Source organism: Cupriavidus consociatus, from assembly GCF_017814975.1.
GTDB lineage: Bacteria > Pseudomonadota > Gammaproteobacteria > Burkholderiales > Burkholderiaceae > Cupriavidus > Cupriavidus consociatus.
On record NZ_JAGIQA010000018.1, the window covers coordinates 52,057 to 78,515 of the forward strand.

Genomic DNA, 26,459 nt, shown 5'->3' on the forward strand with positions numbered 1-26,459 from the left:
ACGTTTCTGGTACGTCTTGTATTTACGTTGTGACCTGACTGCCTTGCTACGTATTCGTGGTCGCCAGCACCTCTTCGAGTGACGTGACGCCCGCCCTGACCTTCAGCAGCCCGGCTTCGCGCAACGATAGCACGCCATCCTTGCGCGCCTGCTCGGCGATCTGCAGCGCGGTGCCGTGCGACAGGATGATCTGCTGCATCGCCTCGGTGATCGGCATGACCTGGTAGATGCCGCAGCGGCCCTTGTAGCCGCTGCCGTTGCAGCGCTCGCACCCGACCGGATGGTAGGGCTGCCAGCTGCCGTCCAGATCGTGATCGCGGAAGCCCGCATCCAGCAGCGTCTCGCGCGGCAGCTCGCCGGGGCGCTTGCAGGTGCATAGCCGCCGCGCCAGCCGCTGCGCGGTGATCATCAGGACGCTGGAGGCGATGTTGAACGGCGCCACGCCCATGTTCATCAGCCGCGTCAGCGTGGTGGGCGCGTCATTGGTGTGCAGCGTCGACAGCACCAGGTGGCCGGTCTGCGCGGCCTTGATCGAGATATCGGCGGTTTCCAGGTCGCGGATTTCGCCGACCATGATGACGTCCGGATCCTGCCGCAGGAACGAACGCAGCGCCGCGGCGAAGGTCAGGCCGGCCTTGTCGTTGACGTTGACCTGGTTGATGCCGGGCAGCTGGATTTCGGCCGGGTCTTCGGCGGTCGAGATATTGATGTCGCCCTGGTTCAGCAGGTTCAGGAAGGTGTACAGCGACACCGTCTTGCCGCTGCCGGTCGGGCCGGTCACCAGCACCATGCCGTACGGGCGCTTGATCACGTCCAGCAGCAGCGCCTTCTGTTGCGCCTCGTAGCCGAGCTGGTCGATGTCGAGCTTGTCGCTTGACGACTCCAGGATCCGCATCACGATCTTCTCGCCGAACAGCGTCGGCAGCGTCGAAACGCGAAAATCGACGGCTTTCTCGACCGTTTCCCTGGCGTCCTTGTCCTTGGAATCCTTCGCGTCCTTGCCGTCCTTGTTGTCCTTCGTATCCTTGGGCAGGGTGATCAGCAGCTTCATGCGGCCGTCCTGCGGCACGCGCTTCTCAGAAATATCCAGCCGGGACAGCACCTTGATGCGGGTGGCGATCTTGTCGCGGATATCGAGCGGCGGCCTTGCCACCTCCTGCAGCACGCCGTCCACGCGGAAGCGGATCCGGTAGAAGGTCTCGAACGGCTCGAAATGCAGGTCGGAGGCGCCGCGATGGAAGGCTTCGGTCAGCAGCTTCTGCAGGAAGCGCACCACGGGCGCGTCGTCGATGGCATCGGCGGCAGTGCGGTTGCGCTGCGCGCCGGCGGCGGCCACCGGGTCGTACTCGATCATCTTGCGCTCGGCCTGCACCGGCGAGATGTTCTTCAGCGTGCCCAGCGCCTCGCCGGCGGAGCGCACGTGCTTCATCAGCTTGTCGTGCTCGACCACCACCGCTTCGACCGGCAGCTTGTACTTTTCCTTGATCGCGTCGATGCCGGCCTGGTTGGACGGATCGGACATCCCGAGTACCAGCCGGTTTTCGCGCCGGCCGAGCGGCAGCAGGCGGTGCGCATGGAATTCGCGGTTGCCCGCCAGCCCCGGCGGCACCTTGGTCAGGTTGTACTGGTTCAGGTCGAGCAGCGGCAGCTGGTACTTGTCCGCGGCGAACACCGCCAGGTCGTGCGCGCTCATGGTGCCGCTGCCGACGATCTCGTCGATGAGCTGCGACTGCTTTTCACGGGCGGCCTGCTCCAGCTGAGCAAGCAGGGCGGGCGCGATACGCCGGCTCTGGGCCAGGGCAAGACCGAGTGTCATGACAGGTGCACAGTGGTTGGACAGTGGCCATCGGCCAGGGCTGGACGAGACGGTACATGTCTCGGGATCGGGCCAGTTTGCCGCTGGGGTCACTTTTTGTAAAGGCGACGGCGGGACGTGTTGGCATTTGCGCGACACGGGCGCAACCCTACCTGCGCGGGGGCGCGGGTGCCTGTGGCGGGATGGCGAGCCTTCGTTGCCGGCGATTTGAGAAATGCCTCAGTCCAGGCGACAGCGCAAGGCGATCAAGGGTCGAGGAGTCGCAGGCCAGAAAGACAAAAAGCCGAATCAACTTTCGTCGATTCGGCTTTTTAAATCTGGTCGGGGTGAGAGGATTCGAACCTCCGGCCTCTACGTCCCGAACGTAGCGCTCTACCAGGCTAAGCTACACCCCGATTTGTTTTGCTTGCAGTCGCTGGGCGTCAGCAGCAAAGAAGGTAACTATAACAGCGTTTTTGCTGAAATGGAAGAGGGCGCGGAGAATCCTACGACTGCCGCTGCAGCGAGAACGCGCACAGCTGGACCAGCGTTTCCTTGAGCGCGGAATCCGGGAATTGCTGCGCGGCCCGCTCGGCGGCTTCCGCTTCCTGGCGCGCGGCCTCGAAGGTGACATCGAGCGCGCCGCTGGCGTGGATCGCCGCGAAGACCGCGTCGAAGTGCTCGGTGCCGCCCTGCACGATGGCGTCGCGCGCCAGCTGGCGCTGCTCCGCGGTGCCGTGCTCCAGCAGGTGCAGCAGCGGCAGCGTGGGCTTGCCTTCGCGCAGGTCGTCGCCGGCGTTCTTGCCCATCTGCTCCGCGCTGGCGGTGTAGTCGAGCATGTCGTCGATCAGCTGGAAGGCGGTGCCGATGCGGCGGCCGTATTCGGCGGCGGCTTCTTCCATCTGCGCGTCGGCGCCGGCCAGCACCGCGCCCAGCTGGGCGGCGGCCTCGAACAGCTTGGCGGTCTTGTAGCGGATCACCTGCAGGTAGCGCTCGATGGTGACGTCCGGGTCGTGCATGTTCAGCAGCTGCAGCACCTCGCCCTCGGCTATCACGTTGGTCGCGTTGGACAGGATTTCCATGATGCGCATGCTGCCGGCATCGACCATCATCTGGAACGCGCGCGAGTAGAGGAAGTCGCCGACCAGCACGCTGGCGGCATTGCCGAACACCGCGTTGGCGGTGTCGCGGCCGCGGCGCAGCTCGGATTCGTCGACGACATCGTCGTGCAGCAGCGTAGCGGTGTGGATGAACTCGACCACCGCGGCCAGCTCGTGGTGGCGGTTGCCGTCATAGCCGAGCGCCCGCGCCGTCAGCAGCAGGATCACCGGGCGCAGGCGCTTGCCGCCGGCACCGATGATGTATTCACCGATCTGTTCGATCAGGGGGACTTCTGAAGACAGCCGCTGGCGGATGACAGCATCAACCGCGCGCATGTCTGCAGCGACCGGGGCAAGCAAGGCAGTGGCGGAAGGCTGGGACAAGATGATCACCGTTACGCAAAACCGGACGATTATATGCGATGCGGGCGGCGTTCTACGCATGCCCCACATTCTTGCCGGGCGGCGGCTCAGGGTATGCGCGCAGCGGCGTCGGCGACCGGCGCAACTATAATGCGGACATGGACAAGCCCGTATCCCGTCGCCAGCTGCGCCGTACCGCGTGGTGGGTGGCGTTCGCCGCACTGGCGGGATTCCTTCTCGCTGATCTGACCTGAGCAGGACCGCCGCCGATTGTGCCGGCCGCGCCGCTCCCAGGCTATGTGCCTGTTTTCTTTGCAGTTTTCCCCGACCTCGTTTACAATTCCCGGTTTCCTCCGGTAGTCGCTCGCCTTGCGGGTCCTTGCCGGCGGGGGATAACCGGGCCGCATCGCGCGGGCTCGGCGTTTTATTCACATCCGAGAGGTTCGACAATGTACGCGGTCGTAAAAACCGGCGGCAAGCAATACAAGGTTGCTGCTGGCGAAAAACTGAAAGTAGAACAGATACCGGCAGACATTGGCGCAGAAATCACGCTCGACCAGGTGCTCGCAGTGGGCGCCGGCGACCAAATCAAGTTTGGTACGCCGCTGGTTAGCGGGGCTTCCGTCAAGGCTACCGTTATCTCCCAGGGTCGTCACGACAAGGTGAAGATCTTCAAGATGCGCCGTCGCAAGCACTACCAGAAGCGTCAGGGCCATCGTCAGAATTACACCGAACTGCGCATCGAAGCGATCGTTGCCTGATCGATCGAGCGTAATCCGGTAAAGCGACAGGAGTAAGACATGGCACAGAAAAAAGGCGGCGGTTCCACGCGGAACGGCCGTGATTCCGAATCGAAGCGTCTGGGCGTGAAGGTGTTTGGTGGCCAGGCCATCAACGCCGGCGGCATCATCATCCGCCAGCGCGGTACCCGCGTGCATGCCGGCGACAACGTCGGCGTGGGCAAGGACCACACGCTGTTCGCCCTGGTTGACGGCCACGTGCAGTTCGCCGTCAAGGGCCCTGCCAAGAAGCAGCAAGTCAGCGTCGTCCCGGCGGCCTGATAACAGCCTTTGCAGGATGAAAGGCCCCGCAACGCTTGCGGGGCTTTTTCTTTTCTGGCGACAATAACATTGGCCAGTCCGGATGATGCGGCGTATTGCCGCACGTTCGCGCCGAGCCCGCCGGTCCCGCGGACCCGCCAATCCATCACGGAAAACCCATCATGAAGTTCATCGACGAAGCCCGAATCGAAGCCATCGCCGGCAACGGCGGCAATGGCAGCGCCTCGTTCCGGCGCGAGAAGTTTGTGCCCTTCGGCGGCCCGGATGGTGGCGACGGCGGCCGCGGCGGCAGCGTGTTCGCGCAGGCGGACCGCAATATCAATACCCTGATCGACTTCCGCTACGCCAAGAAGCACGTGGCCAGGAACGGCGAGAACGGCCGTGGTTCCGACTGCTACGGCGCGGCCGGCGACGACATCACGCTGCGCATGCCGGTCGGCACGCTGATCTCCGACATGGACACCGGCGAAGTCATTGCCGACCTGACCGAGCACGGCCAGCGCGTATGCCTGGCCGAAGGGGGCATGGGCGGCTGGGGCAACCTGCATTTCAAGTCCAGTACCAACCGTGCGCCGCGCCAGCAGGTGGACGGCAAGCCGGGCGAGCGCCGCATGCTCAAGCTCGAGCTGAAGGTACTGGCCGATGTCGGCCTGCTGGGCATGCCCAATGCCGGCAAGTCGACTTTTATCTCGCATATTTCCAACGCGCGACCCAAGGTGGCGGACTATCCGTTCACCACGCTGCATCCCAACTTGGGCGTGGTGCGCGTGGATCATGAGCAGTCGTTCGTGGTCGCCGACATTCCGGGCCTGATCGAAGGCGCGGCCGAGGGCGCGGGCCTGGGCCACCAGTTCCTGCGCCACCTGCAGCGCACCGGCCTGCTGCTGCATATCGTCGACCTGGCGCCGTTCGACGAGGCGGTCGATCCGGTCGCCGAGGCCAAGGCCATCGTCAACGAACTGAAGAAGTACGACGAGGACTTGCACGACAAGCCGCGCTGGCTGGTGCTGAACAAGCTCGACATGGTTCCCGAGGACGAGCGCGCGGCGAAGGTGAAGGATTTCCTCAAGCGCTACAAGTGGAAGGGCCCCGTGTTCCAGATCTCGGCACTGACCGGCGAAGGCTGCCGCGAGCTGATCTACGCGATCAAGGACCACCTGGCGGCGATCAAGGCCGAAGAGGCGGCGGCGCTGGCCGAACCGGACATCCGGCTCGACGATCGGCTGCATAACGTCGGCCAGGACGAGCGCGAGGCATAAACAAAACCAACGGTCAAAAACGAATTCCGGAGACAGGATTCCCGCCATGCAATCGGTCATCGCGCAGGCAAAGCGCATCGTCGTCAAAGTCGGCTCCAGCCTGGTCACCAATGATGGCAAGGGACTGGACCACGACGCCATCGCCCGCTGGGCATCGCAGATCGCCAAACTGCGCGTGGCGGGCAAGGAAGTGATGCTGGTCAGCTCCGGCGCCATCGCCGAAGGCATGCAGCGCCTGGGCTGGGTGCGCCGGCCGAAGGAAATCCACGAGCTGCAGGCCGCCGCTGCCGTTGGCCAGATGGGCCTGGCGCAGGTCTATGAAAGCCAGTTCACGCGCTACGGCATCCGCACCGCGCAGGTGCTGCTGACCCACGCCGACCTGGCCGACCGCGAGCGCTACCTGAACGCACGTTCCACGCTGCTCACGCTGCTTTCGCTGGGCGTGGTGCCGATCATCAACGAGAACGACACCGTGGTCACCGATGAAATCAAATTCGGCGACAACGACACGCTCGGCGCCCTGGTCACCAACCTGATCGAAGGCGACGCGCTGGTGATCCTGACCGACCAGCGCGGCCTGTACACCGCCGATCCCCGCAAGGACCCCGCGGCGCAGTTCGTCGACGAGGCCATGGCCGGCACGCCCGAGCTGGAAGCGATGGCCGGCGGCGCCGGCACGTCGATCGGGCGCGGCGGCATGCTGACCAAGATCCTGGCGGCCAAGCGCGCCGCCAAGTCCGGCGCTCATACCACCATCGCCTCCGGGCGCGAGGCCAACGTGCTTGAGCGGCTGGCCGCGGGCGAGGCCATCGGCACCCAGCTGCTGGCCCCGACCGGCCGGCTGACCGCGCGCAAGCAGTGGATGGCCGACCACCTGCAGCTGCGCGGGCGCGTGGTGATCGACAACGGCGCGGTCGAGAAGCTGACCGGCGGCGGCAAGTCGCTGCTGCCGATCGGCGTGGTCGAGGTGCAGGGCGAATTTGCCCGCGGCGAGGTGATCGCCTGCGTCGATCCGCAGGGCAAGGAAGTGGCGCGCGGCATCACCAACTATTCCAGCGCGGAAGCGCGCCTGATCGCGCGCAAGCCGTCGTCCGAGATCGAATCAGTGCTGGGCCACCTGAACGAGCCCGAGCTGATCCACCGCGACAACCTCGTGCTGATCTGAGCGGCGCCGAGCGCCCCAGCAAAAAACGGCGGAACTGCCACGCAGTCCCGCCGTTTTTTTATCCCGATGCCGTCTGGCTCAGCGGCGGCTGGGCGCGCGCGATTGCAGTTCGCGCACCATGTCCTCCGGTTTGCCGGCCACCGTGCGGCCTTCGCAGAAGAACTCGATGGCCAGCGTGGCAGCATAGGCGTTGCGCACGCCGGTCTCCATGCGGTGCCAGGACTCGCCGTAGTCGCTGGTGTTGGGCACCCATTCGGTGGCGCCCTTGGGCAGCGTGGCGTAGAGCTTGCGCTCGAACGCGTCGCAGCGCATGCCTTCGAAGGTCACGTTGCGGGCGCCGCTCTGGCTGGTGGTGACCACGGTGTAGCGCACCACGTTGTCCTTGCCTACCGAGACCGACTTGCTGTCCACCGCGAACGACAGCGTACCGGTGCCGGAAACCGAGAACGGCACCAGGTTGGCATCCTGCGGTGGCGCCGGCAGCATTGCCTTGGCTTCCTCGAAGGTCTTGGGCGCGAAGGGGCTGAGCCAGGTGCTTTCTTCTTCCGCCATTTCCTTGCCGGTGGTCTTGCAGCCCGCCAGCGCCAGCGTGGCGGCGGCAAGCAGCAGGCCGGCAGCGCTCAGGCCGCCGCGGCGGCCCGGGCCGGTGCAACTAGTCATCAGTACTCCGTGAGTTGGTAACCGGCGCCGCCGGCGAAACAGTTTCTTGCGCGGCCACGCTGCCACCATCGGCAGCGGCGGGCCTTGACGGCTGGCCAACGGCTGCAGGCGGGACGCCGCGCTGCCCGCCGCCATGGCGGCCGTGCGCGTGCGTGCCATAGGGGCTGAGCGGCACGCGCGGATGCCGGTTCAGGAAGCGCGACAGTTCCGTCAGCGCCATCTGGTAGACATCGCGCTTGAATTCGATCACCGCCTCCAGCGGCACCCAGTAGTGGCTCCAGCGCCAGGCGTCGAACTCCGGATGGTCGGTTGCCCGCAGGTGGATATCGCAGTCCCTGCCCGCCATGCGGAGCAGGAACCAGATCTGTTTCTGGCCCCTGTAGTGGCCGCGGATCTCGCGGCGGATGAACTTGTCCGGCACCTCGTAACGCAGCCAGTCGCGCGTGCGACCAACGATCCTGACGTGCTCCGGGAGCAAGCCGGTTTCCTCATGCAGTTCGCGGTACATGGCCTGTTCCGGCGTCTCGCCGTACTTGATGCCGCCCTGCGGAAACTGCCAGGAGTGTTCGCCGATGCGCTTGCCCCAGAAAACCTCGTTGCGTGCGTTGAGGAGGATGATGCCGACGTTCGGGCGAAAGCCTTCACGATCGAGCATGACTGCACCTCGAATCCTTTAGAATTACGCTGATTATAAAGGAAGCGCGCAGCCGGGCTCTGGCGGGGGGATGCTGGTTTTCCCCGAGCAGAAGGGCAGTTTCAGGCGCGTGCGCGACAAATCAGTGCCGCCGCTCCCGGAATTGGCCGGGCAGGCGTTGCGGCCTCGAGAGAAAGCTACGGATGAAAGCCTCGCAATTCTTCATTTCCACCCTCAAGGAAGCGCCCGCCGACGCGGAAATCGTGTCGCACAAACTGATGATGCGTGCCGGCATGATCAAGAAGCTGGGCGCAGGCATCTACACCTACATGCCGATCGGGCTGCGCGTGATCCGCAAGGTGGAGAACATCGTGCGCGAGGAAATGAACCGCGCCGGCGCGGTGGAAATGTCCATGCCGGTGATCCAGCCGGCCGAGCTGTGGCAGGAGACCGGCCGCTGGGACAAGATGGGCCCCGAACTGCTGCGCCTGAAGGACCGCCACGAACGCGACTTCGCCGTGCAGCCCACCTCGGAAGAAGTGGTGACCGACATCGCCCGCACCGAGATCCGCAGCTACAAGCAGCTGCCGCTCAACTTCTACCAGATCCAGACCAAGTTCCGCGACGAGCGCCGGCCGCGCTTCGGCATCATGCGCGGCCGCGAGTTCACCATGAAGGACGCCTATTCCTTCGACCGCGACACCGACGGCCTGCGCAAGTCGTACGAGAGCATGTACGACGCCTATGTGCGCATCTTCCGCCGCTTCGGGCTGGAGTTCCGCGCGGTGGCGGCCGACAACGGCGCCATCGGCGGTTCGGGTTCGCATGAATTCCACGTGATCGCCGATACCGGCGAAGACGCCATCGTCTACTGCCCGACCTCCGCCTACGCCGCCAACATGGAGGCCGCCGAGGCGCTGCCGCTGCTGGCCGAGCGCGCCGCGCCCAAGGCGGACCTGGTCAAGACCTTCACCCCGGAGAAGGTCAAGTGCGAGCAGGTGGCCGAATTCCTGAACATCCCGCTGGAGACCAACGTCAAGTCGCTCGTGCTGGCTACCGACAGCGAAGCCGGCGCCCAGATCTGGCTGCTGCTGATCCGCGCCGACCATGAGCTGAACGAGGTCAAGGCCTCCAAGGTGCCGGGCCTGGCCGAGTTCCGCTTTGCCACCGAGAACGAGATCGTCGACGCCTTTGGCTCGCCCCCGGGCTACCTGGGCCCGATCGACATGAAGAAGCCGGTCAAGGTGGTGGCCGACCGCACCGTCGCCAACATGAGCGACTTTGTCTGCGGCGCCAACTACCGCGATTACCACTACACCGGCGTGAACTGGGGCCGCGACCTGCCCGAGCCGATCGTCGCCGACCTGCGCAACGTGGTGGCGGGCGACGCCTCGCCGGACGGCCAGGGCACGCTGGAAATCTGCCGCGGCATCGAGGTGGGCCACGTGTTCATGCTCGGCACGCGTTACTCGGAATCGATGAACGCCACCTTCCTGGACGAAAACGGCAAGACCCAGCCGATGCAGATGGGCTGCTACGGCATCGGCGTCACCCGTATCCTGGGCGCAGCGATCGAGCAGAACTTCGACGAGCGCGGCATCATCTGGCCGGCCGCGATCGCGCCGTTCGAGGTGGTGGTCTGCCCGGTGGGTTACGACCGCTCCGAGGCCGTCAAGGCCGAGGCCGACCGCATCCATGCCGAGCTGCTGGCTGCCGGCATCGACGTCATCATCGACGACCGCGGCGAGCGCCCGGGCGTGATGTTCGCCGATTGGGAACTGATCGGCGTGCCGCACCGCGTAGTGGTGGGCGACCGCGGCCTGAAGGAAGGCAAGGTCGAGTACCAGGGCCGGCGTGACGCACAGGCCACCGCGGTCAGCGTGGCCGACGTGGTCAGCCACGTGCGCAACCAGCTGGCGAACTGAGCCCGATGCGCGCCGCACGCGCAATGCCCGCTGCCCGCCGCCTTGCCGGCGGGCTGCTGCTGGCGCTGGCCGCGGCGGCCGCGCATGCCGGCGCGCAGAAGGAAGAAGACCTGGCAGATTCCGTGCGCGGCGCGCTGGCCGCGGCGATTGCGGATGACCGGCCCACGCGGCCGGTCTTTGCTTCTGGCGGCGAGCGCCTGGCCTACCTCAAGTGGCTGGGCGAAATGTCTTCCCGGCTGGCCACGCGCATCCCCGAGCCGCAGGTGCGCGTGGAACTGATCGAGGTCGCCTACTACGAGGCCAAGCGCGCGGGGCTGGAACCCGCGCTGGTGCTGGGCCTGGTCCAGGTCGAGAGCAATTTCCGCAAGTACGCGATCAGCTCGGCCGGCGCGCGCGGGCTGATGCAGGTGATGCCGTTCTGGGTCCGCGCCATCGGCGACAACGACCCGCGCAAGCTGTTCCACCTGCAGAGCAACCTGCGCTACGGCTGCACTATCCTGCGCTACTACCTCGACCGCGAGCAGGGCGACCTGTACCTGGCGCTGGGCCGCTACAACGGCAGCCGCGGCCGTCCCGAATATCCCAATGCGGTACTGGCGGCGTGGAAGCGCTGGCAGTATTCCGAAGCCTCGGTCACCGTCGCCGGCGATCCGGACAATACGCAGGCACGCGCTCCGCGCACGCAGCCGTCCGACCCGCCGGAACGCAACCCTTTCTCGCCGCGCCGCGTCGCCAACCCGTCATGATCCGCGAAGCATCCGTTGCCGGCGGCAGGGCCGGCTATACCGAATCCTCGCCCGAGCTGGAGCAATGGCTGGCCAGGCATATCGCACAAGGCTTTGGCGCCGATGCGCTGGTGCTGTCGATGCTGCGTTCGGGCTATGACGACAGCTTTGCGCGCCGGGCCGTGGCGGCGGCGTTCGGTGCGGACGCCGCGCTGGCCAGTGCGGACAAGCTGGCGCCGGCGCGCGCCGCGGCTCCGCAGGCCAAGGCCGTGGCAGGCGCCGTGTCCGGATCCCCGGCACGTCCGGCGTCCTATGTGGCCGACGGCGGCGATCGCCAGGTGCCGATCCTGTTCCGGCTCGCCTCGCCGCAGATCCGGCTGTACCAGCAACTGCTGAGCGCCGAAGAATGCGACGCGCTGGTGGCGCTGTCGCGCGGCCGGCTGGCACGCTCGCCGGTGGTCAACCCCGACACCGGCGACGAGAACCTGATCGACGCCCGCACCAGCATGGGCGCCATGTTCCAGGTGGGCGAGCATGCGCTGATCGAACGCATCGAGGCGCGTATCGCCGCGGTCACCGGCGTGCCGGCCGAGCACGGCGAAGGCTTGCAGATCCTCAACTACAAGCCCGGCGGCGAGTACCAGCCGCATTTCGATTTCTTCAATCCGCAACGGCCGGGCGAGGCACGCCAGCTGACCGTAGGCGGCCAGCGCATCGCCACGCTGGTGATCTACCTGAACACGCCCGAGGCCGGGGGCGCCACCGCGTTCCCTCGCGTGGGTCTGGAAGTGGCGCCGGTAAAGGGCAATGCGGTCTACTTCAGCTACCTGCTGCCCGACGGCATGCTTGACGAGCGCACGCTGCATGCGGGCCTGCCGGTCGCCGCGGGCGAGAAGTGGATTGCGACCAAGTGGCTGCGCGAGCGGCCGTATCGCAGCGAAGGCTGACCGCGCCATCGGGACGTTGCCCGTGATGGCCAAGCCCTTCCTGTATCGGCAATTTGCTGAAGAAGTGTACCGGTACTGTACCGCTGACTGACCGTAGACTGATTCCCTGAACGCCCTGGAGTCAGTCATGGAAGTATCCCAACTCGCCGCCGGTACCGGTGTCTTCGCCGCTTTTGCCGGTTTTGCGCTGGTGTCGTCGATCACCCCTGGTCCGAATAACACGATGCTGCTGGCTTCCGGCGTGAACTTCGGGTTCTTGCGCACGGTGCCGCACCTGCTCGGTGTCAGCATCGGCTTTGCACTGATGGTGGCGCTGGTCGGGCTAGGGTTGGGGTCGCTGTTCCATGCCTTCCCGTGGACCTGGCAGGTGCTGCGCGTGGTGGCGACGGTCTACCTGGTCTGGCTGGCGTGGAAGCTCGCCACGGCCGGCGGCGTGCAGGACCAGCAGGTGGCGCGGCCGATGGGCTTCTGGGCCGCGGCGGCGTTCCAGTGGGTCAATCCCAAGGCGTGGGTAATGGCCGTGGGCGCGTGCAGCACCTATGTGCTGCACGGCAACCTGTGGCTCAACGTGCTGCTGCTGGCCGGGATCTTCGGGGTAGTGAACCTGCCCAGCGTAGCGATGTGGGCGTTGTGCGGTTCGGCGCTGCGGCGCTGGCTGGCGCGGCCGAAGGTGCTGCGCGCGTTCAATGTCGGGATGGCGGTGCTGCTGCTGGCGTCGCTGTGGCCGATTTTGGCGTCGCATTAAAGCTGAGCAACGAAGTGACTCCCCTCTCCCGCCTGCGGGAGCGGGGCAGGGGGTGAGGGCAGGAGCCTCCACGAAGTGAGGGCCGTCGCTCTTGCAAGCGCCGGCCCTCTCCCCCAACCCCTCTCCCGCGCGCGGGAGAGGGGAGCAAACCATGAGTCGATCCGGTCAGGTCAGCGCCCGGATCGCCCCCAGGTTCCGCCAATACCCCTTGGCATCCATGCCGCACCCGAACACATAGCGATCCGGCACTGCAAAGCCGCAGAAGTCCGGATGCATCGGCTTGAGCTTGGTCAGCGTCTTCTCGCAGAGCACCGCGGCGTGGAATTCCTTCGCGCCCATGTCCATGATGCGCTCGCGGATCGCGGCCATGGTCTCGCCTTCATCCAGGATGTCGTCCAGCACCAGCACCACGCGGTCCTTGACCGATTCGCGCGGGGCCACGCGCCACTGCATCTCGCCGCCAACGGTCTTGTTGTTGTAGCGCGAGAGGTGGATGTAGTCGAACTCCAGCGGGAACGCCAGCTTGGGCAGCAGCATGCCGGTGAACACCACCGCGCCGCCCATCACGGACAGCACCAGCGGAAAGGCATCGCCCATCTTGGCGGTGATCTCGGCGGCCATGCGGTCCAGCGATGCCTGGACTTCCTCGGCCGAGACGATTTCTTCGGAGTTGGCCCACAGCTCGCGGGCCTGTACGGCGCTCATCATGATGTCTTTCCTGTTCTTTTGCGGGGGAGGCAGTGCAGCCCGGGCTCAACGATTGAAGAGGCCCTTCATGCCGCCCTTCATCGCGCCCATCTGGCGCATCATCTTCATCATGCCGCCGCCCTTGAGCTTTTTCATCATGGATTGCATCTGGTCGAACTGGTTCAGCAGGCGGTTGACCTCCTGAACCGGCACGCCGGCGCCCGCGGCGATGCGGCGCTTGCGGCTGGCCTTGATCAGGTCGGGCTTGGCGCGCTCGGCCGGCGTCATGCTGTTGATGATGCCTTCCATGCGCGCCACCTGCTTCTCGGCCTGGTCCATGTTGGCGCCCTGCGCCTGCTGGGCGAACTGCGCCGGCAGCTTGTCGACCAGGCTGGCCATGCCGCCCATCTTCTTCATCTGGCCGATCTGCGCCTTGAAGTCTTCCAGGTCGAAATCGCCGGTCTTCTTGATCTTCTTGGCCAGCTTCTCGGCCGCTTCCATGTCGACGCCGCGCTGGGCTTCCTCGACCAGCGCCATGATGTCGCCCATGCCCAGGATGCGCTGCGCCATCCGGTCCGGGAAGAACGGCTCCAGCCCGTCGAGCTTTTCGCCCACGCCGACGAACTTGATCGGCCGGCCGGTGATATGTCGCACCGACAGTGCCGCACCGCCGCGGGCATCGCCGTCCAGCTTGGTCAGCACCACGCCGGTCAGCGGCAGGGTGTCGTTGAAGGCCTTGGCGGTGTTGACCGCATCCTGGCCGAGCATGGCGTCAACCACGAACAGGGTTTCGGCGGGCTTCAGCTCGGCGTGCAGGGCAGCGATTTCCTGCATCATCAATTCGTCGATACCGAGGCGGCCGGCCGTATCGACGATCAGCACGTCGTGGTAGTGCTTGCGCGCCCAGTCGACCGCGGCGCGGGCGATCTCGACCGGCTTCTGGTCCGGCTGCGACGGGAAGAAGTCAGCGCCAACCTGCTCGGAAACGGTCTTCAGCTGGGCGATAGCAGCGGGGCGGTAGACGTCGCAGGAGACCGTCAGCACCTTCTTCTTCTTGTTTTCCTTGAGCCACTTAGACAGCTTGCCGACGGTTGTGGTCTTGCCGGCACCCTGCAGGCCGGCCATCAGGATGATGGCGGGCGGCTGCACGTTCAGGTTCAGCTCGGCTTCCTTGTTGTTGCCGCCAGCGGCCTCGGCGCCGCCGATGACCGAAGTCAGCTCGCGCTGGACCACGCCGACCAGCGCCTGGCCCGGCGTGAGGCTGGTGATCACATCCTCGCCCAGCGCCTTTTCCCTGACGCGGGCGATGAATTCGCGCACGACCGGCAGGGCCACGTCGGCTTCGAGCATGGCAAGGCGCACTTCGCGCAGCATCTCGGCGGTGTTGGCCTCGGTCAGGCGCGCCTCGCCGCGCATGGTCTTGACCACACGCGCCAGGCGTTGAGTGAGATTGTCCAGCATGGCAGGAATCGGGGGAGATATCGGAGCAGGAGCTCGGTCTGGAATCGGGGCAGGCCCGTGCCGGTTGCAGGGCCGGAGCACCGGTTCAACCGGCTGCCACCGTCCGTGGGCACTAAGGTAAACTGCGCAAATGGTCATTGTACTGTATGCCCTGACGGCACTTCTCTATTGCGGCCTGGCCTGGCACGGCTGGGCCACGCGCCATGCCGGCGTTGCCTCCACCGCCGCAAAGGCCGGACCAGCCGGCGGCGCGGCCTCTGCCGTGCTGGTCGCCGGCGGCCCCGGCAACGCCCTGCCACCGGCGGGCGGTGCGCACGGCGAGGGCCGGCCGGCCTGGTGGCACGTGCTGATGCTGGCGGCGCTGGCCAGCCACGGCATGCTGCTGCACGAAACCATCTTCCCGGCCGAGCGCATGGTGTTCGGCTTTGCCTTCGCGCTGTCGGCCATGCTGTGGCTGGGCGTCGGCATCTACTGGATCGAGAGCTTCTTCTTCTCGCTGGCCGGGCTGGGGCTGATCGTGATCCCCGTCGCGCTGGTCGCCAGCCTGATGCCGCTGGCCTTTCCCGGCTCGCAGATCCTGGGCTACGCGGCGCAACCGCTGTTCAAGCTGCACTTCATCATCGCCAACGTGGCTTATGGGCTGTTCACGCTGGCGGCGTTCCATGCCTTCCTGATGCTGCTGGCCGAGCGCCGGCTGCACGGTTTCCGCCACACGCCGGCACGCCCGGCCGATGGCAAAGCCACGCAACCCGGCCAGTGGCTGGGCCGCTGGCTGGACCTGCTGCCGCCGCTGCTGACGCTGGAAAAGCTGCTGTTCCGCCTGATCGGCGCCGGCTTTGTGCTGCTGACGCTGACGATCGGCTCGGGCCTGCTGTTCTCCGAAGAGCTGTTCGGCCGCGCCTTCCGGATGGATCACAAGACCGTGTTCGCGCTGATCTCGTGGGCCATGTTCGGCGGCATCCTGGCCGGCCGCATCTTCCGCGGCTGGCGCGGCAAGGTGGCGCTGCGCTGGGTCATCGCCTCGTTCGGCATCCTGCTGCTGGCCTATGTCGGCAGCCGCTTTGTGATTGAAGTGGTCCTGCACCGTCTCTGAACACCATGGCACGTATCCTGATCCTGCTGGCCGTGGTGCTGGGCGTCTTCTGGTGGTTGCGCGCCCGCGCCGAAGCGCGGCTGGCGCAGCAACGGGCACGGCAGCAAGCCAGCGAAGCCGCGGCCCGCGCCAACGCCAACGCCAACGCCAATGCCGGCCAAGCCGAATCCGCCGAACCGATGGTCCAATGCGCCCAGTGCGGTGTGCACCTGCCGCAAGGCGAGGCCATTGCCTGGCGCGGCCTGCACTACTGCCGGCGCAGTCATCTCCCTGACGAAGGCAGCAACGTTGATGGCGGCGGTGCGCGCCCATGACCCAGCCGGCGCCGTCAGGCTGGCAGCGGCTGAACGCCTGGCGCGGCCTGGCGCAGCTGTGGCGGCAGGCTGAACCGCCCGAATTCCACTGGCGCCTGCTGCGCTATTTCTGCTGGACCCGCGTCGCCGTGGGCCTGCTGCTGCTCGGCTACGCGCTGATGCGGCGCGGCGAGCCCGCGCCGGCACCATGGCCGCCCTCGCTGCTGCCCGATTTGCCCTTCGGACTGGCCGGCGCCGAGCACGCCGCGGCCATGACCGTCGCCGTGCCTTACCTTGGCATTGCGCTGGCGATGCTCGCCGGCACGTTGTGGCGCCGCCATTTCCACCTGCGCGTGCGCATGCAGGTGCTGGCCGACCTGGCGCTGCTGGCGCTGGTGTTCCTCGCCATCGGCCACCCGGCCAGCCAGGGCCAGGCCGACGGCCTCGCCATGATCTTCCTGCTGCCCGCGCTCGAAGCCGGCGCGCTCACCAGCCTGCCGTTCGCGCTCTTTGCCGCGTCGATCTCCGCGCTGGTGGTGATGGGCGGCCCCTTCATGCACACCATCCTGCTGCGCCAGGCCGATGCCGGGCTGCTGGGCTCGGGCCTGTTCGGCCTGGTGTTCATGATCGCGGCGCTGCTGATGTACATGCTGGCCAACCGCCAGCTCGCGCAGGAGCGGCTGGCGCTGGCGCGCGAGCAGGAATTGCGCATGCAGCAGCTGGTCAACCGGCTGATGGTCAACGACATGCAGGACGGCGTGATGCTGGTGCGCGCCAACGGCGCAGTGGTGGCAGCCAATCCGGCCGCGGTGGTGCTGCTGGGCGTGCAGGCGCACGAGCGCATCTATTCGCGCCGGCTGGCTGCGCCGGCGGGGCAGAGCAGCGATGGCGACACCGTGCTGTTCGACCTGCGCCGCATCCCGCGCCTGCAGCCGCTGATGGAAATGCTGCGCGACTGGCTGCGCAGCAAGGACGATGTGCCGCGCATCCTGCAGCTGCTGCCGATGGCGTCCGGCACCGCACTGGCGGACGGCACCATGCAGCACACCCGGCTGCGGCTGCGCTTCGTGCTGCCGGGGCTGGCGGGTTTGCGCTCGACGCTGGCGCACGGGCGCACCGTGCCGTCGCATCTCGATACCGCTGCCTGGAATGAACTGTCGCCCGAGGCCGCCGCCCGCCTGCGCCTTGCCATCGCGCAGAACGAGGCCATGGCCTGGTCGCAGGAAGACGAAGCGCTGCTGCGCAGCGAGATGCGCGACACCGTGCTGGTCCATATCGAAAGCTGGGAACGCATCGCCGAACAGGTGCAACAGGAAAAGCTGGCTGCGATGGGCCGCCTGGTGGCCAGCATCGCGCACCAGATCCGCAACCCGCTGGCGGCCATCAGCCAGGCCAGCGAACTGCTGGCCGACTCCGCGCGGCAGGAGCCTGTTGCCACGGACAGCGGCGCCGACGTCGATATCGACGCGCGCCTGCTGCGCATCATCAATGACAACGTGCGCCGCCTCGACCAGGTGGTGTCCGACGTGCTGCAGATGTCGCGCCGCCCGCGCACCGGCCGCAGCACCGTGCACCTGGCGCAGGCGCTGCCCGAGATCGTCGAGCGCTGGCGCCTGGAAATGCGTTCGCGCCGCCCCCAGGCCGGCGAGACCCGCCCGGCCGGCCGTGCCGACGTCAACGCCAACGCCATCCGCCTGACCGTGGACGTGTCCCAGGCGGTGGTGTTCGACGCCGCGCAGCTGCAACAGGTGCTGGGCAACCTGCTCGACAACGCCTGGCGCTACTGCAGCCGGCTGCCGGGCTCGATCCGGATGCTGGCGCATGCGCTGGACCAGCACCACGCCGAACTGATCGTCTGGAACGACGGCGCCGAGGTTACGCGCGAGCACCAGCGCAGCCTGTTCGAACCGTTCTTCACCAGCAACGCGCAGGGCACCGGCCTGGGCCTGTTCATGGCGCGCGAGCTGTGCGGCGCCAACGACGCGCAGGTGCGCTACGGCGCGGTCTCGGTGCCGGCGCTGATGGAGCGCACCGGCGTGCTGGCCGCCTCCGCACGCGATACACTGCCGGCCAAGGCCTTCGTGCTGACGCTGCGCATCGAGACCGCCGACGCGGCCGTCGCATGAACGGCGTCCGCCCATCCACACCCACCGCCATGCCACCCCGAACGCCCGATCCCATCCTCGTCATCGACGACGAGGCCGACCTGCGCGAGCTGCTCGACATCTCCATCCGGCGCATGGGTCATGACGTGGTGCTGGCCGGCTCGCTGGCCGAGGCCCGGCAAAAGCTGGCGCAGGGCCGCTACAGCCTGGTGCTGACCGACATGCGGCTGGGCGACGGCCTGGGCATCGAGATCGTGCGGCAGCTGTCGGCCGCGCCCGAGCGCATCCCGGTGGCGGTCATCACCGCCTACGGCAGCGCCGACAACGCCGTCGAGGCGCTCAAGGCCGGCGCCTTCGACTACATCGCCAAGCCGGTCTCGCTGGAACAACTGCGCAGCCTGGTGCTCAACGCGCTCGGCCGCCAGCAGCGCGACAGCACCGAAGCCGATGCCGGCGGCAGCGCCGGCGCGGACGCCGCCGCCGACCGCGCCGCGGCACTGCTGCCCGGCCATTCCGCCGCCATGCAGGAGGTGCGCCGCTCGCTGTCGCGGCTGGCGCGCAGCATGGCTCCGGTGGTCATCAGCGGCGAATCGGGCAGCGGCAAGGAACGCGCCGCGCGCGCGATCCACGCGATCAGCGCCCGCGCGTCGCACCCGTTCATCGCGGTCAACTGCGGCGCCATCCCCGAGACGCTGATGGAGTCGGAGTTCTTCGGCCACGTCAAAGGCGCCTTCACCGGCGCCGACGGCGAGCGCGGCGGCTTCTTCCACGCAGCCAACGGCGGCACGCTGCTGCTCGACGAGGTGGCCGACCTGCCGCTGGCGATGCAGGTCAAGCTGCTGCGCGCACTGCAGGAGCGGCGCGTGCGCAAGATCGGCGCCAGCCGCGAAGATGCCGTGGACGTGCGCGTGATGTGCGCCAGCCACAAGGACCTGGCCGCGATGGTCGCCGCTGGGCAGTTCCGCCAGGACCTTTATTACCGCCTGAACGTGCTGGCGCTGCGCATGCCGACGCTGCGCGAGCGCGGCGAAGACATCCCGGTGCTGGCGCGCGCCATCCTGGACCACCTGGCGGTGCGCTATGGCGACCCGCATCCCAAGCGCCTGGCACCGGCCGCGCTGGAGCAGCTGGCCGCCTACCGCTTCCCGGGCAACGTCCGCGAGCTGGAAAACCTGCTCGAGCGTGCCTACGCCTTTGCCGAGAGCGAGCAGATCGAAGTGGCCGACCTCGGCCCGCTGGATGCCGGCGCCCCCGGCGCCGGGCTGATGGCGCCCGCGCCCACGATCGCGTCACCGGTTCCGGTGCCTGCGACGCAGTACGCTCCCTGGGGCGCGCCGGGTATGTGGGCGCCGATGCCGCCCGCGGCGAAGCCCGCAGCCGTGGCCGCAACCGCGCCCGCAACCATCGCAGAACCCGCTGCGGCGCCACAGGTCGCCGCGCCGTCCCCGGCCGAGCCCGAACCTGCCGGCGACGCCACCGAGCGCGCCTGCCGCGGCGTCGTCTTCCCGATCGACCTGCCGGCCCGGCTCGAAGCCGTGGAGCGCGAGCTGATCCTGCAGGCGCTGGCGCAGACCAATTTCAACCGCACCGCCGCCGCGCCGCTGCTGGGCCTGAACCTGCGCCAGCTGCGCTACCGCATTCAGCAGCTGGGCATCCGCGAAGCCATGGACGCCGCCGACCGCGGCGTGGCCGACAACGCCGGCGACGGCGCGGGCGAGGGCACGCCATGACCAGGCCCAGCCAGCCCAGCCAGCCCGCGCCCGCCTTCCTGCCCGACGCCGACGGCTGGGTGCCCGCCGCCCGCTGCGTGCCGTCGCCCAATTTCGACCAGCGTCCGCCGGGCATGCCGGTAGACCTGGTGGTGCTGCACAACATCAGCCTGCCGCCCGGCCAGTTCGGCAGCGGTGACATCGAGGCGTTCTTCCAGAACCGGCTCGACCCGGACAAGCACCCGTTCTTTGCCACCATCCACCAGGTCCAGGTGTCCGCGCACTTCCTGGTCACGCGGCAGGGCGAGCTGGTGCAGTTCGTGCCGTGCACGCAGCGGGCCTGGCATGCCGGCCAGTCGGACTTCTTTGGCCGCACGCGCTGCAACGACTTCTCGATCGGCATCGAGATCGAAGGCTGCGACGACCTGCCGTTCACCTCTGCCCAATACGACACCGTGGCCGCGCTGGTGCCGGCCCTGATGGCGGCCTACCCGGTGCGGGCGATCGCCGGCCACAGCGACATCGCCCCGGGACGCAAGACCGATCCCGGCCCGCATTTCGACTGGGACCGCTTCGCCGCCAGTGCAGCCGTGCCGCAAGGCATGTTGCCCTATCGGCACCCCTCTGAGTGATGCGTTCGTAACGTCATTCCATGCAGTCGTGCGCGGCGTTTCGGCGCACACGCCGCATGCGGCCAAGAGCTATCGCATGCTCGCAACAATCAAAAAAATTTTTGTGAAATGTGCAGTTGCGAACGGTTTCTCTGAAACCCTTGTGTGTACTAGGCTGCCGGGCATGTGGCGCTGCCGCACCCGCCGGCCCGACCCCGGGACGACCCCGAAATAGCGGTTGTCAAGACTGGTCATTCGGATTCGTTTCACTATACTTAGCCAAGTTTTCAGCAGCACCCACTATATCTAGTAGTCAAACCGGGGGCTGGCCCAAGTGTGAGGTGGCGGTGGCGCAGTGAGTGCAACCCGTCCGGAAACCTCCGCAAGGCTGGCGAATCACAAAGAGTCCCTGGCGAAATGTTCACGCAGAGGCAGTTTGTCCGTGCGCGGTCACACCGAAACGGATCCTTCTTTCCGCCGCATTTCGCCAGGGACTCTTTTGTCTCTTATATCCAGGGTAAAAACCACATGCAAACGGCCCAGAACGAACTCACCACGGGTGGCGCCGCCGCCGGCGTTGCCAACCAGGCACCGAACGCACAGCAGTCCAGCACGGCTTCCACGAACTACCCGGATCACAAGATCATCCGTCGTAATGGCGCCGTGGTGGCGTTCGAGCCGTCCAAGATCAACGTCGCCATGACCAAGGCCTTCCTCGCCGTCAACGGCGGGCAGGGCGCCGCTTCCGCGCGCGTGCGCGAGATCGTCGAGCAGCTGACCGACAACGTGGTGCGCGCACTGGTGCGCAGCCGCCCGAGCGGCGGCGCCATCCATATCGAAGACGTGCAGGACCACGTCGAGCTGGCCCTGATGCGCTCGGGCGAGCATGAAGTGGCCCGCGCCTACGTGCTGTACCGCGAGAAGCGCGCCCAGGAGCGCGCCAGCGCCAGCGCCCAGGCCGTGGCCCGCGTGCAGGAAGGCGGCTACTCGGTCAACGTGACCGACGCCGGCGTGACCAGGCCGCTGGACATCGTCGCGCTGCATGCGCTGATCGACAACGCCTGCTCCGGCCTTGGCGATTCCGTCAGCGCCGAGCCGATCCTGAAGGAAACCCTGAAGAACCTGTACGAAGGCGTGCCGATGACGCAGGTGTACGACTCCGCCATCCTGGCCGCGCGTACCCTGATCGAAAAGGACCCGGCCTACAGCCAGGTCACCGCCCGTATCCTGCTGCACACCATCCGCAAGGAAATCCTGGGCGCCGAAGTGACCCAGACGGAGATGTCGGCCCGCTACGCCGAGTACTTCCCCAAGTTCATCGCCCGCGGCATCGAAGCCGAGCTGCTGGACGAAAAGCTGGCCACCTATGACCTGGCCCGCCTGGGCGCCGCGCTGGACGCCGGCCGCGACTTCCAGTTCAACTACCTGGGCCTGCAGACCCTGTACGACCGCTACTTCCTGCATATCGATGAAACCCGCATCGAAATGCCGCAGGCCTTCTTCATGCGCGTGGCCATGGGCCTGGCGCTGAACGAGAAGGACCGCGAAGCGCGCGCCATCGAGTTCTACCAGCTGCTGTCGTCGTTCGACTTCATGTCGTCCACGCCGACCCTGTTCAACTCCGGCACCCGCCGCTCGCAGCTGTCGTCGTGCTACCTGACCACCGTGTCGGACGACCTGGAAGGCATCTATGAAGCGCTGAAGGAAAACGCGTTGCTGTCCAAGTTTGCCGGCGGCCTGGGCAATGACTGGACCAACGTGCGCGCGCTCGGCTCGCACATCAAGGGCACCAACGGCAAGTCGCAAGGCGTGGTCCCGTTCCTGAAGGTGGTGAACGACACCGCCGTCGCCGTGAACCAGGGTGGCAAGCGCAAGGGCGCCGTCTGCGCCTACCTGGAAACGTGGCACCTGGACATCGAAGAATTCCTGGAGCTGCGCAAGAACACCGGCGACGACCGCCGCCGCACCCACGACATGAACACGGCCAACTGGATCCCGGACCTGTTCATGAAGCGCGTGATGGAAGGTGGCGAGTGGACGCTGTTCTCGCCCGCCACCTGCCCGGACCTGCACGACAAGGTCGGCAAGGAATTCGAGAAGGCCTACCTGGGCTATGAGGCCAAGGCCGCCAGCGGCGAACTGAAGCTGTTCAAGAAGCTGCCCGCGCTGCAACTGTGGCGCAAGATGCTGGGCATGCTGTTCGAGACCGGCCACCCGTGGATCACCTTCAAGGATCCGTGCAACATCCGCAGCCCGCAGCAGCACGTCGGCGTCGTCCACAGCTCCAACCTGTGCACGGAAATCACGCTGAACACCAATGACAGCGAAATCGCCGTCTGCAACCTGGGCTCGGTCAACCTGGTCGCTCACCTGACGAAGCAGGCTGACGGTTCGTACGCCCTCGACCACGCCAAGCTGCAGAAGACCGTGCGCACCGCCATGCGCATGCTCGACAACGTGATCGACATCAACTACTACGCGGTGGAGAAGGCGAAGAACTCCAACCTGCGCCACCGTCCGGTCGGCATGGGCATCATGGGCTTCCAGGACTGCCTGCACGTGCTGCGCACGCCGTACGCCAGCAAGGCCGCGGTGCAGTTCGCCGACACCTCGATGGAAGCGGTGTGCTACTACGCCTACCAGGCTTCGACCGAGCTGGCTGAAGAGCGCGGCCGCTACAGCACCTACGAAGGCTCGCTGTGGGACCGCGGCATCCTGCCGCAGGACTCGCTCAAGCTGCTGGCCGAAGAGCGCGGCGGCTACCTGGAAGTGGACCTGTCCAGCAGCATGGACTGGGACAGCCTGCGCGCCCGTATCAAGCAGCACGGCATGCGCAACTCGAACTGCATCGCGATCGCCCCGACCGCGACCATTTCGAACATCATCGGCGTGTCGGCTTGCATCGAGCCGACCTTCCAGAACCTGTACGTCAAGTCCAACCTGTCGGGCGAGTTCACCGTGGTCAACGACTACCTGGTGCGCGACCTGAAGGAACGCGGCCTGTGGGACGAAGTGATGGTCGCCGACCTGAAGTACTTCGACGGCTCGCTGTCGCGCATCGACCGCATTCCGCAAGACCTGCGCGACATCTACGCCACCGCGTTCGAAGTCGAGCCGACCTGGCTGGTCGAAGCCGCCAGCCGCCGCCAGAAGTGGATCGACCAGGCCCAGTCGCTGAACATCTACATGGCCGGCGCGTCGGGCAAGAAGCTGGACGACACCTACAAGCTGGCATGGGTGCGCGGCCTGAAGACCACGTACTACCTGCGCACGATGGCTGCCACGCACGTGGAGAAGTCCACCGTGTCACGCGGCTCGCTGAACGCGGTGTCGTCGGGCAGCGATGGTGGATCGGCGCGGGATGCAGCGGCGGCTTCGGCCCCGGCCATGCCGGAAGCGGAAGGCGCGGTCTGCACGATGCGCCCGGGTGATCCCGGCTTCGAAGAGTGCGAAGCCTGCCAATAAGGCAAAAAAGACTAGAGAGCAAAAACCACCCCTTGTTTGTTCCCCTCTCCCGCATGCGGGAGAGGGGCGGGGGTGAGGGCCGGCGCATCAACGAAGTGAAGCGTCAAACCTGACCAACGACCGCGCCCCCCAAAACCGAATCACGGAGAACAACATCATGCTGAGCTGGGACGACGACGTTCAAGCCACCCCGCAGGCCGCACCGCAGCCTGCCCTGCAACCCGCTGCATCGGCTGCCACCGCTGACCAGCAAGGCGTTCTGCCGCCGAGCGCCACGCAAGCCGGCATCCTGGGCAACAACCCCAACGCCGCCGCCGCGCAAAGCAACCGCCGCGTCAACGCCGCCGACAAGCGCGTCATCAACGGCTCGACCGACGTCAACCAGCTCGTCCCGTTCAAGTACAAGTGGGCGTGGGAAAAGTACCTGGCCGGCTGCGCCAACCACTGGATGCCGCAGGAAATCAACATGTCGCGCGACATCGCGACGTGGAAAGACCCCAACGGCCTGACCGAAGACGAGCGCCGCATCATCAAGCGCAACCTCGGCTTCTTCGTCACCGCCGACTCGCTGGCCGCCAACAACATCGTGCTGGGCACCTACCGCCAGATCACCGCGCCGGAATGCCGCCAGTACCTGCTGCGCCAGGCCTTTGAAGAGGCCATCCACACGCACGCCTACCAATACATCGTTGAATCGCTGGGCCTGAACGAAGCCGAGATCTTCAACGCATACCACGAAGTGCAGTCGATCCGCGACAAGGACGAGTTCCTGATCCCGTTCATCGACACGCTGACCGACCCGTCGTTCAAGACCGGCACGCCGGAAAACGACCAGAAGCTGCTGAAGTCGCTGATCGTGTTCGCCTGCATCATGGAAGGGCTGTTCTTCTATGTCGGCTTCACGCAGATCCTGGCGATGGGGCGGCAAAACAAGATGACTGGGGCGGCGGAGCAGTATCAGTACATCCTGCGGGATGAGTCGCTGCACTGCAATTTTGGGATTGATTTGATTAATCAGATCAAGCTGGAGAATCCGCATCTTTGGACGGCTGAATTCAAGGCGGAGATCACCGAACTGTTCAAGAAAGCTGTTGACCTTGAGTACCGCTACGCTGAGGACACTATGCCGCGTGGGGTGCTGGGTCTGAATGCGCCGATGTTCAAGTCTTACCTGCGGTTTATCTGCAATCGTCGTTGCCAGCAGATTGGGTTGGATCAGCTGTTCCCGAATGAGGAGAATCCGTTCCCGTGGATGAGCGAGATGATTGATCTGAAGAAGGAACGCAACTTCTTTGAGACTCGGGTTATTGAGTATCAGACGGGTGGAGCGTTGAGCTGGGATTGAGTTTGTCGCCGAGCGACAGACCCGTTGCCTTTTTTGACAATAGTTTTGCCTTTGCAATGACATCGTAGTGCCTTTCAGCACATCGTCACGAGATGGCGATTGCAAGAGACTATTCGAGGGGTCGGAAGGTGCGACGATCGTAATGATCGCCGCACTTTTTTTTGCCGAATCCGGGGAGAAACTGCCGTGCCGCACAAGCATACAGATTGGTCTGAGCTGGCATACCGGGCGTCGGAAGTCCTTTTTGCCAGGAAGGGGAAGAACGTAAAGGACGTCGTCGATCTTCTTGTCGAGGAAAAAGTGGCGAGTGCCCGTGGTCTCGAGGCCAAGTTGAAACGCGGAACCTACCGTTTCGCGCTTTTTCTTGAGTTGATGTCAGTGCTTGGCGTAGATGCCCCCCCCGAATGGCAGCCACTCTTTGTAACGAACGACCTAAGCTATGCAACCCGGGCTCGGCTTGTGTTGATCAGAGAGCTCAACAAGCGGAATCTTGATCGTAGCGGATTTCTTGCGCGTTTGAGAGACGCGCACATTCGCGTACCACGAAACGATTCTTCGGAGGAGGCCATGGAGGACGGAACGTTTACCATGGTGTTGATGTTGCAGTTGGCCGCACTGGCGCCAGTTGAAGGTATGGAACGCTTTGTCGATATGAGTGACGTGCTACGCGTTGCCTCTCAATCAGCCAAAGGTGAGATGTAAAGGCTGCGCCCCTGGAGGGGACGACTTCCAAAGCTGGCTAGTGGCTTGACTTGAGTAAGAATACATACGCAGTGAAACGTACATACAGGGTCAAGAATGGCTATCGATCAATGGGAATTGAGAAGTGCCGCTAGTAGAAGGGCTGCAACGCGTACGTACGCGACGTCGGGCTACGGGAAGAAGAAAGGGTTCCTTTGCCACAGCCATCAGGACCGCGATTTAGCCCTAGGTCTTCAACAAACGCTCAAAGAGGACGGGCTGGAACTGTATATCGATTGGCAGGACAGCGAGATGCCCAGTGCACCCAATCGTGATACCGCAAGTCGAATTCAACGAGCGATTCGCGAAGCCAACGTCTTCCTGTTTCTCGCGACACAGGCTTCCATGGCGTCTCGCTGGTGTCCCTGGGAAATTGGATATGCAGATGGTGTGATGGTGCCTAATCAAATCGCGATCGTGCCGACGCGCGACGGATATGGAAATTTCCACGGGAACGAGTATCTCCAGCTCTATCGACGCATAGATCGCATCTCACCGGGCGCCCCTCTATCGTGGTTTACCGCAGGCGGTTCGTATCCTTTTGGTATCAGCACTTTCTGAGGCTCAAGA

The 26,459-nt window shown here is 65.7% G+C and carries 23 protein-coding genes and 1 tRNA gene; 17 read left to right on the forward strand and 7 right to left on the reverse strand.

All coding sequences use genetic code 11. The features are described from left to right. Positions 1-46: 46 nt before the first annotated feature. The 3 genes from J8I82_RS23355 to ispB form a co-directional block, all read right to left on the reverse strand. The gene (locus tag J8I82_RS23355) at positions 47-1,816 is read right to left on the reverse strand and encodes an ATPase, T2SS/T4P/T4SS family (protein WP_209761246.1); all 1,770 of its coding nucleotides are present in this window, start codon (positions 1,814-1,816) and stop codon (positions 47-49) included. A 318-nt stretch (positions 1,817-2,134) separates the two neighbouring features. Beyond that, a tRNA-Pro gene (locus tag J8I82_RS23360) sits at positions 2,135-2,211 on the reverse strand. 90 nt (positions 2,212-2,301) lie between these two features. Further along, positions 2,302-3,231, reverse strand: coding sequence for an octaprenyl diphosphate synthase (gene ispB, locus J8I82_RS23365; RefSeq protein ID WP_209761324.1), 930 nt, complete (start codon positions 3,229-3,231; stop codon positions 2,302-2,304). Between the two features lie 476 nt (positions 3,232-3,707). Here ispB and rplU point away from each other — a divergent pair, with 476 nt between their 5' ends. The 4 genes from rplU to proB all read left to right on the forward strand — a co-directional run bounded on the left by rplU (position 3,708) and on the right by proB (position 6,743). Further along, positions 3,708-4,019 (forward strand): 50S ribosomal protein L21, encoded by a 312-nt coding sequence (rplU, locus tag J8I82_RS23370; RefSeq protein WP_006576525.1) that lies wholly within the window; start codon positions 3,708-3,710, stop codon positions 4,017-4,019. A gap of 39 nt (positions 4,020-4,058) precedes the next feature. Then, complete coding sequence (gene rpmA, locus J8I82_RS23375) at positions 4,059-4,319, forward strand: 50S ribosomal protein L27 (RefSeq protein ID WP_010814747.1); 261 nt, start codon at positions 4,059-4,061, stop codon at positions 4,317-4,319. 161 nt (positions 4,320-4,480) lie between these two features. Then, on the forward strand, positions 4,481-5,578 hold the full coding sequence (obgE, locus tag J8I82_RS23380; protein ID WP_209761247.1) for a GTPase ObgE: 1,098 nt from the start codon (positions 4,481-4,483) through the stop codon (positions 5,576-5,578). A 46-nt stretch (positions 5,579-5,624) separates the two neighbouring features. Next, positions 5,625-6,743 carry a glutamate 5-kinase gene (proB, locus tag J8I82_RS23385; RefSeq protein WP_209761248.1) on the forward strand — a complete coding sequence of 373 codons (1,119 nt, stop codon included), beginning with the start codon at positions 5,625-5,627 and terminating at the stop codon, positions 6,741-6,743. Between the two features lie 78 nt (positions 6,744-6,821). Here the strand turns inward: proB and J8I82_RS23390 are convergent, their stop codons facing one another. Both J8I82_RS23390 and J8I82_RS23395 read right to left on the reverse strand, forming a co-directional pair. Next, positions 6,822-7,403 carry a CNP1-like family protein gene (locus tag J8I82_RS23390; RefSeq protein WP_209761249.1) on the reverse strand — a complete coding sequence of 194 codons (582 nt, stop codon included), beginning with the start codon at positions 7,401-7,403 and terminating at the stop codon, positions 6,822-6,824. Next, positions 7,396-8,058 (reverse strand): RNA pyrophosphohydrolase, encoded by a 663-nt coding sequence (locus tag J8I82_RS23395; RefSeq protein WP_209761250.1) that lies wholly within the window; start codon positions 8,056-8,058, stop codon positions 7,396-7,398. The genes J8I82_RS23390 and J8I82_RS23395 overlap by 8 nt, the downstream gene beginning before the upstream one ends. Positions 8,059-8,240: 182 nt before the next feature. On the opposite strand from J8I82_RS23395, the gene J8I82_RS23400 reads away from it, so the two are divergent. The 4 genes from J8I82_RS23400 (at position 8,241) to J8I82_RS23415 (ending at position 12,379) form a co-directional block, all read left to right on the forward strand. Then, on the forward strand, positions 8,241-9,962 hold the full coding sequence (locus tag J8I82_RS23400; RefSeq protein WP_209761251.1) for a proline--tRNA ligase: 1,722 nt from the start codon (positions 8,241-8,243) through the stop codon (positions 9,960-9,962). A 5-nt stretch (positions 9,963-9,967) separates the two neighbouring features. Beyond that, positions 9,968-10,708 (forward strand): lytic transglycosylase domain-containing protein, encoded by a 741-nt coding sequence (locus J8I82_RS23405; protein ID WP_209761252.1) that lies wholly within the window; start codon positions 9,968-9,970, stop codon positions 10,706-10,708. Further along, positions 10,705-11,634: a 2OG-Fe(II) oxygenase gene (locus J8I82_RS23410; protein WP_209761253.1), complete on the forward strand. Its 930-nt coding sequence runs from the start codon at positions 10,705-10,707 to the stop codon at positions 11,632-11,634. The genes J8I82_RS23405 and J8I82_RS23410 overlap by 4 nt, the downstream gene beginning before the upstream one ends. Positions 11,635-11,761: 127 nt before the next feature. After that, a complete protein-coding gene (locus J8I82_RS23415; protein WP_209761254.1) occupies positions 11,762-12,379 on the forward strand; it encodes a LysE family translocator in 618 nt (205 codons plus the stop codon). 165 nt (positions 12,380-12,544) lie between these two features. Here J8I82_RS23415 and J8I82_RS23420 read toward each other — a convergent pair whose 3' ends face one another. Both J8I82_RS23420 and ffh read right to left on the reverse strand, forming a co-directional pair. Further along, positions 12,545-13,087 (reverse strand): hypoxanthine-guanine phosphoribosyltransferase, encoded by a 543-nt coding sequence (locus tag J8I82_RS23420; RefSeq protein ID WP_209761255.1) that lies wholly within the window; start codon positions 13,085-13,087, stop codon positions 12,545-12,547. A 45-nt stretch (positions 13,088-13,132) separates the two neighbouring features. Beyond that, a complete protein-coding gene (gene ffh, locus J8I82_RS23425; protein ID WP_209761256.1) occupies positions 13,133-14,527 on the reverse strand; it encodes a signal recognition particle protein in 1,395 nt (464 codons plus the stop codon). 130 nt (positions 14,528-14,657) lie between these two features. Between ffh and J8I82_RS23430 the strand changes: the two genes are divergently transcribed. The 9 genes from J8I82_RS23430 to J8I82_RS23470 all read left to right on the forward strand — a co-directional run bounded on the left by J8I82_RS23430 (position 14,658) and on the right by J8I82_RS23470 (position 26,450). Further along, on the forward strand, positions 14,658-15,620 hold the full coding sequence (locus J8I82_RS23430; RefSeq protein ID WP_209761257.1) for a cytochrome C assembly family protein: 963 nt from the start codon (positions 14,658-14,660) through the stop codon (positions 15,618-15,620). A 5-nt stretch (positions 15,621-15,625) separates the two neighbouring features. Beyond that, a complete protein-coding gene (locus tag J8I82_RS23435) occupies positions 15,626-15,934 on the forward strand; it encodes a PP0621 family protein (RefSeq protein ID WP_209761258.1) in 309 nt (102 codons plus the stop codon). Beyond that, the gene (locus J8I82_RS23440; protein WP_209761259.1) at positions 15,931-18,039 is read left to right on the forward strand and encodes a sensor histidine kinase; all 2,109 of its coding nucleotides are present in this window, start codon (positions 15,931-15,933) and stop codon (positions 18,037-18,039) included. Before J8I82_RS23435 ends, J8I82_RS23440 begins: the two co-directional genes overlap by 4 nt. A 29-nt stretch (positions 18,040-18,068) precedes the next feature. Further along, positions 18,069-19,748, forward strand: coding sequence for a sigma-54-dependent transcriptional regulator (locus J8I82_RS23445; protein WP_209761260.1), 1,680 nt, complete (start codon positions 18,069-18,071; stop codon positions 19,746-19,748). Continuing rightward, on the forward strand, positions 19,745-20,359 hold the full coding sequence (gene ampD / locus J8I82_RS23450) for a 1,6-anhydro-N-acetylmuramyl-L-alanine amidase AmpD (protein ID WP_209761261.1): 615 nt from the start codon (positions 19,745-19,747) through the stop codon (positions 20,357-20,359). The genes J8I82_RS23445 and ampD overlap by 4 nt, the downstream gene beginning before the upstream one ends. A gap of 507 nt (positions 20,360-20,866) precedes the next feature. Next, positions 20,867-23,803 carry a ribonucleoside-diphosphate reductase subunit alpha gene (locus J8I82_RS23455; RefSeq protein WP_209761262.1) on the forward strand — a complete coding sequence of 979 codons (2,937 nt, stop codon included), beginning with the start codon at positions 20,867-20,869 and terminating at the stop codon, positions 23,801-23,803. A 157-nt stretch (positions 23,804-23,960) separates the two neighbouring features. Then, a complete protein-coding gene (locus J8I82_RS23460) occupies positions 23,961-25,148 on the forward strand; it encodes a ribonucleotide-diphosphate reductase subunit beta (RefSeq protein WP_029048109.1) in 1,188 nt (395 codons plus the stop codon). A 186-nt stretch (positions 25,149-25,334) separates the two neighbouring features. Next, the gene (locus tag J8I82_RS23465) at positions 25,335-25,850 is read left to right on the forward strand and encodes a hypothetical protein (RefSeq protein ID WP_209761263.1); all 516 of its coding nucleotides are present in this window, start codon (positions 25,335-25,337) and stop codon (positions 25,848-25,850) included. A 96-nt stretch (positions 25,851-25,946) separates the two neighbouring features. After that, positions 25,947-26,450, forward strand: a complete 504-nt coding sequence (locus J8I82_RS23470; protein ID WP_209761264.1) for a toll/interleukin-1 receptor domain-containing protein — start codon at positions 25,947-25,949, stop codon at positions 26,448-26,450. Positions 26,451-26,459 lie beyond the last annotated feature (9 nt).

What these genes read in the sequence shown, in the direction of transcription:
- J8I82_RS23455 (WP_209761262.1), top strand. Translation starts at nt 20,867, where the DNA reads ATGCAAACGGCCCAGAACGAACTCACCACGGGTGGCGCCGCCGCCGGC.
- J8I82_RS23440 (WP_209761259.1), top strand. Translation starts at nt 15,931, where the DNA reads ATGACCCAGCCGGCGCCGTCAGGCTGGCAGCGGCTGAACGCCTGGCGC.
- J8I82_RS23460 (WP_029048109.1), top strand. Translation starts at nt 23,961, where the DNA reads ATGCTGAGCTGGGACGACGACGTTCAAGCCACCCCGCAGGCCGCACCG.
- J8I82_RS23410 (WP_209761253.1), top strand. Translation starts at nt 10,705, where the DNA reads ATGATCCGCGAAGCATCCGTTGCCGGCGGCAGGGCCGGCTATACCGAA.
- rpmA (WP_010814747.1), top strand. Translation starts at nt 4,059, where the DNA reads ATGGCACAGAAAAAAGGCGGCGGTTCCACGCGGAACGGCCGTGATTCC.
- ampD (WP_209761261.1), top strand. Translation starts at nt 19,745, where the DNA reads ATGACCAGGCCCAGCCAGCCCAGCCAGCCCGCGCCCGCCTTCCTGCCC.
- proB (WP_209761248.1), top strand. Translation starts at nt 5,625, where the DNA reads ATGCAATCGGTCATCGCGCAGGCAAAGCGCATCGTCGTCAAAGTCGGC.
- obgE (WP_209761247.1), top strand. Translation starts at nt 4,481, where the DNA reads ATGAAGTTCATCGACGAAGCCCGAATCGAAGCCATCGCCGGCAACGGC.
- J8I82_RS23390 (WP_209761249.1), bottom strand. Translation starts at nt 7,403, where the DNA reads ATGACTAGTTGCACCGGCCCGGGCCGCCGCGGCGGCCTGAGCGCTGCC.
- J8I82_RS23470 (WP_209761264.1), top strand. Translation starts at nt 25,947, where the DNA reads ATGGCTATCGATCAATGGGAATTGAGAAGTGCCGCTAGTAGAAGGGCT.
- J8I82_RS23395 (WP_209761250.1), bottom strand. Translation starts at nt 8,058, where the DNA reads ATGCTCGATCGTGAAGGCTTTCGCCCGAACGTCGGCATCATCCTCCTC.
- J8I82_RS23415 (WP_209761254.1), top strand. Translation starts at nt 11,762, where the DNA reads ATGGAAGTATCCCAACTCGCCGCCGGTACCGGTGTCTTCGCCGCTTTT.
- J8I82_RS23435 (WP_209761258.1), top strand. Translation starts at nt 15,626, where the DNA reads ATGGCACGTATCCTGATCCTGCTGGCCGTGGTGCTGGGCGTCTTCTGG.
- J8I82_RS23400 (WP_209761251.1), top strand. Translation starts at nt 8,241, where the DNA reads ATGAAAGCCTCGCAATTCTTCATTTCCACCCTCAAGGAAGCGCCCGCC.
- ispB (WP_209761324.1), bottom strand. Translation starts at nt 3,231, where the DNA reads ATGCGCGCGGTTGATGCTGTCATCCGCCAGCGGCTGTCTTCAGAAGTC.
- J8I82_RS23405 (WP_209761252.1), top strand. Translation starts at nt 9,968, where the DNA reads ATGCGCGCCGCACGCGCAATGCCCGCTGCCCGCCGCCTTGCCGGCGGG.
- rplU (WP_006576525.1), top strand. Translation starts at nt 3,708, where the DNA reads ATGTACGCGGTCGTAAAAACCGGCGGCAAGCAATACAAGGTTGCTGCT.
- J8I82_RS23420 (WP_209761255.1), bottom strand. Translation starts at nt 13,087, where the DNA reads ATGATGAGCGCCGTACAGGCCCGCGAGCTGTGGGCCAACTCCGAAGAA.
- ffh (WP_209761256.1), bottom strand. Translation starts at nt 14,527, where the DNA reads ATGCTGGACAATCTCACTCAACGCCTGGCGCGTGTGGTCAAGACCATG.
- J8I82_RS23355 (WP_209761246.1), bottom strand. Translation starts at nt 1,816, where the DNA reads ATGACACTCGGTCTTGCCCTGGCCCAGAGCCGGCGTATCGCGCCCGCC.
- J8I82_RS23430 (WP_209761257.1), top strand. Translation starts at nt 14,658, where the DNA reads ATGGTCATTGTACTGTATGCCCTGACGGCACTTCTCTATTGCGGCCTG.
- J8I82_RS23445 (WP_209761260.1), top strand. Translation starts at nt 18,069, where the DNA reads ATGCCACCCCGAACGCCCGATCCCATCCTCGTCATCGACGACGAGGCC.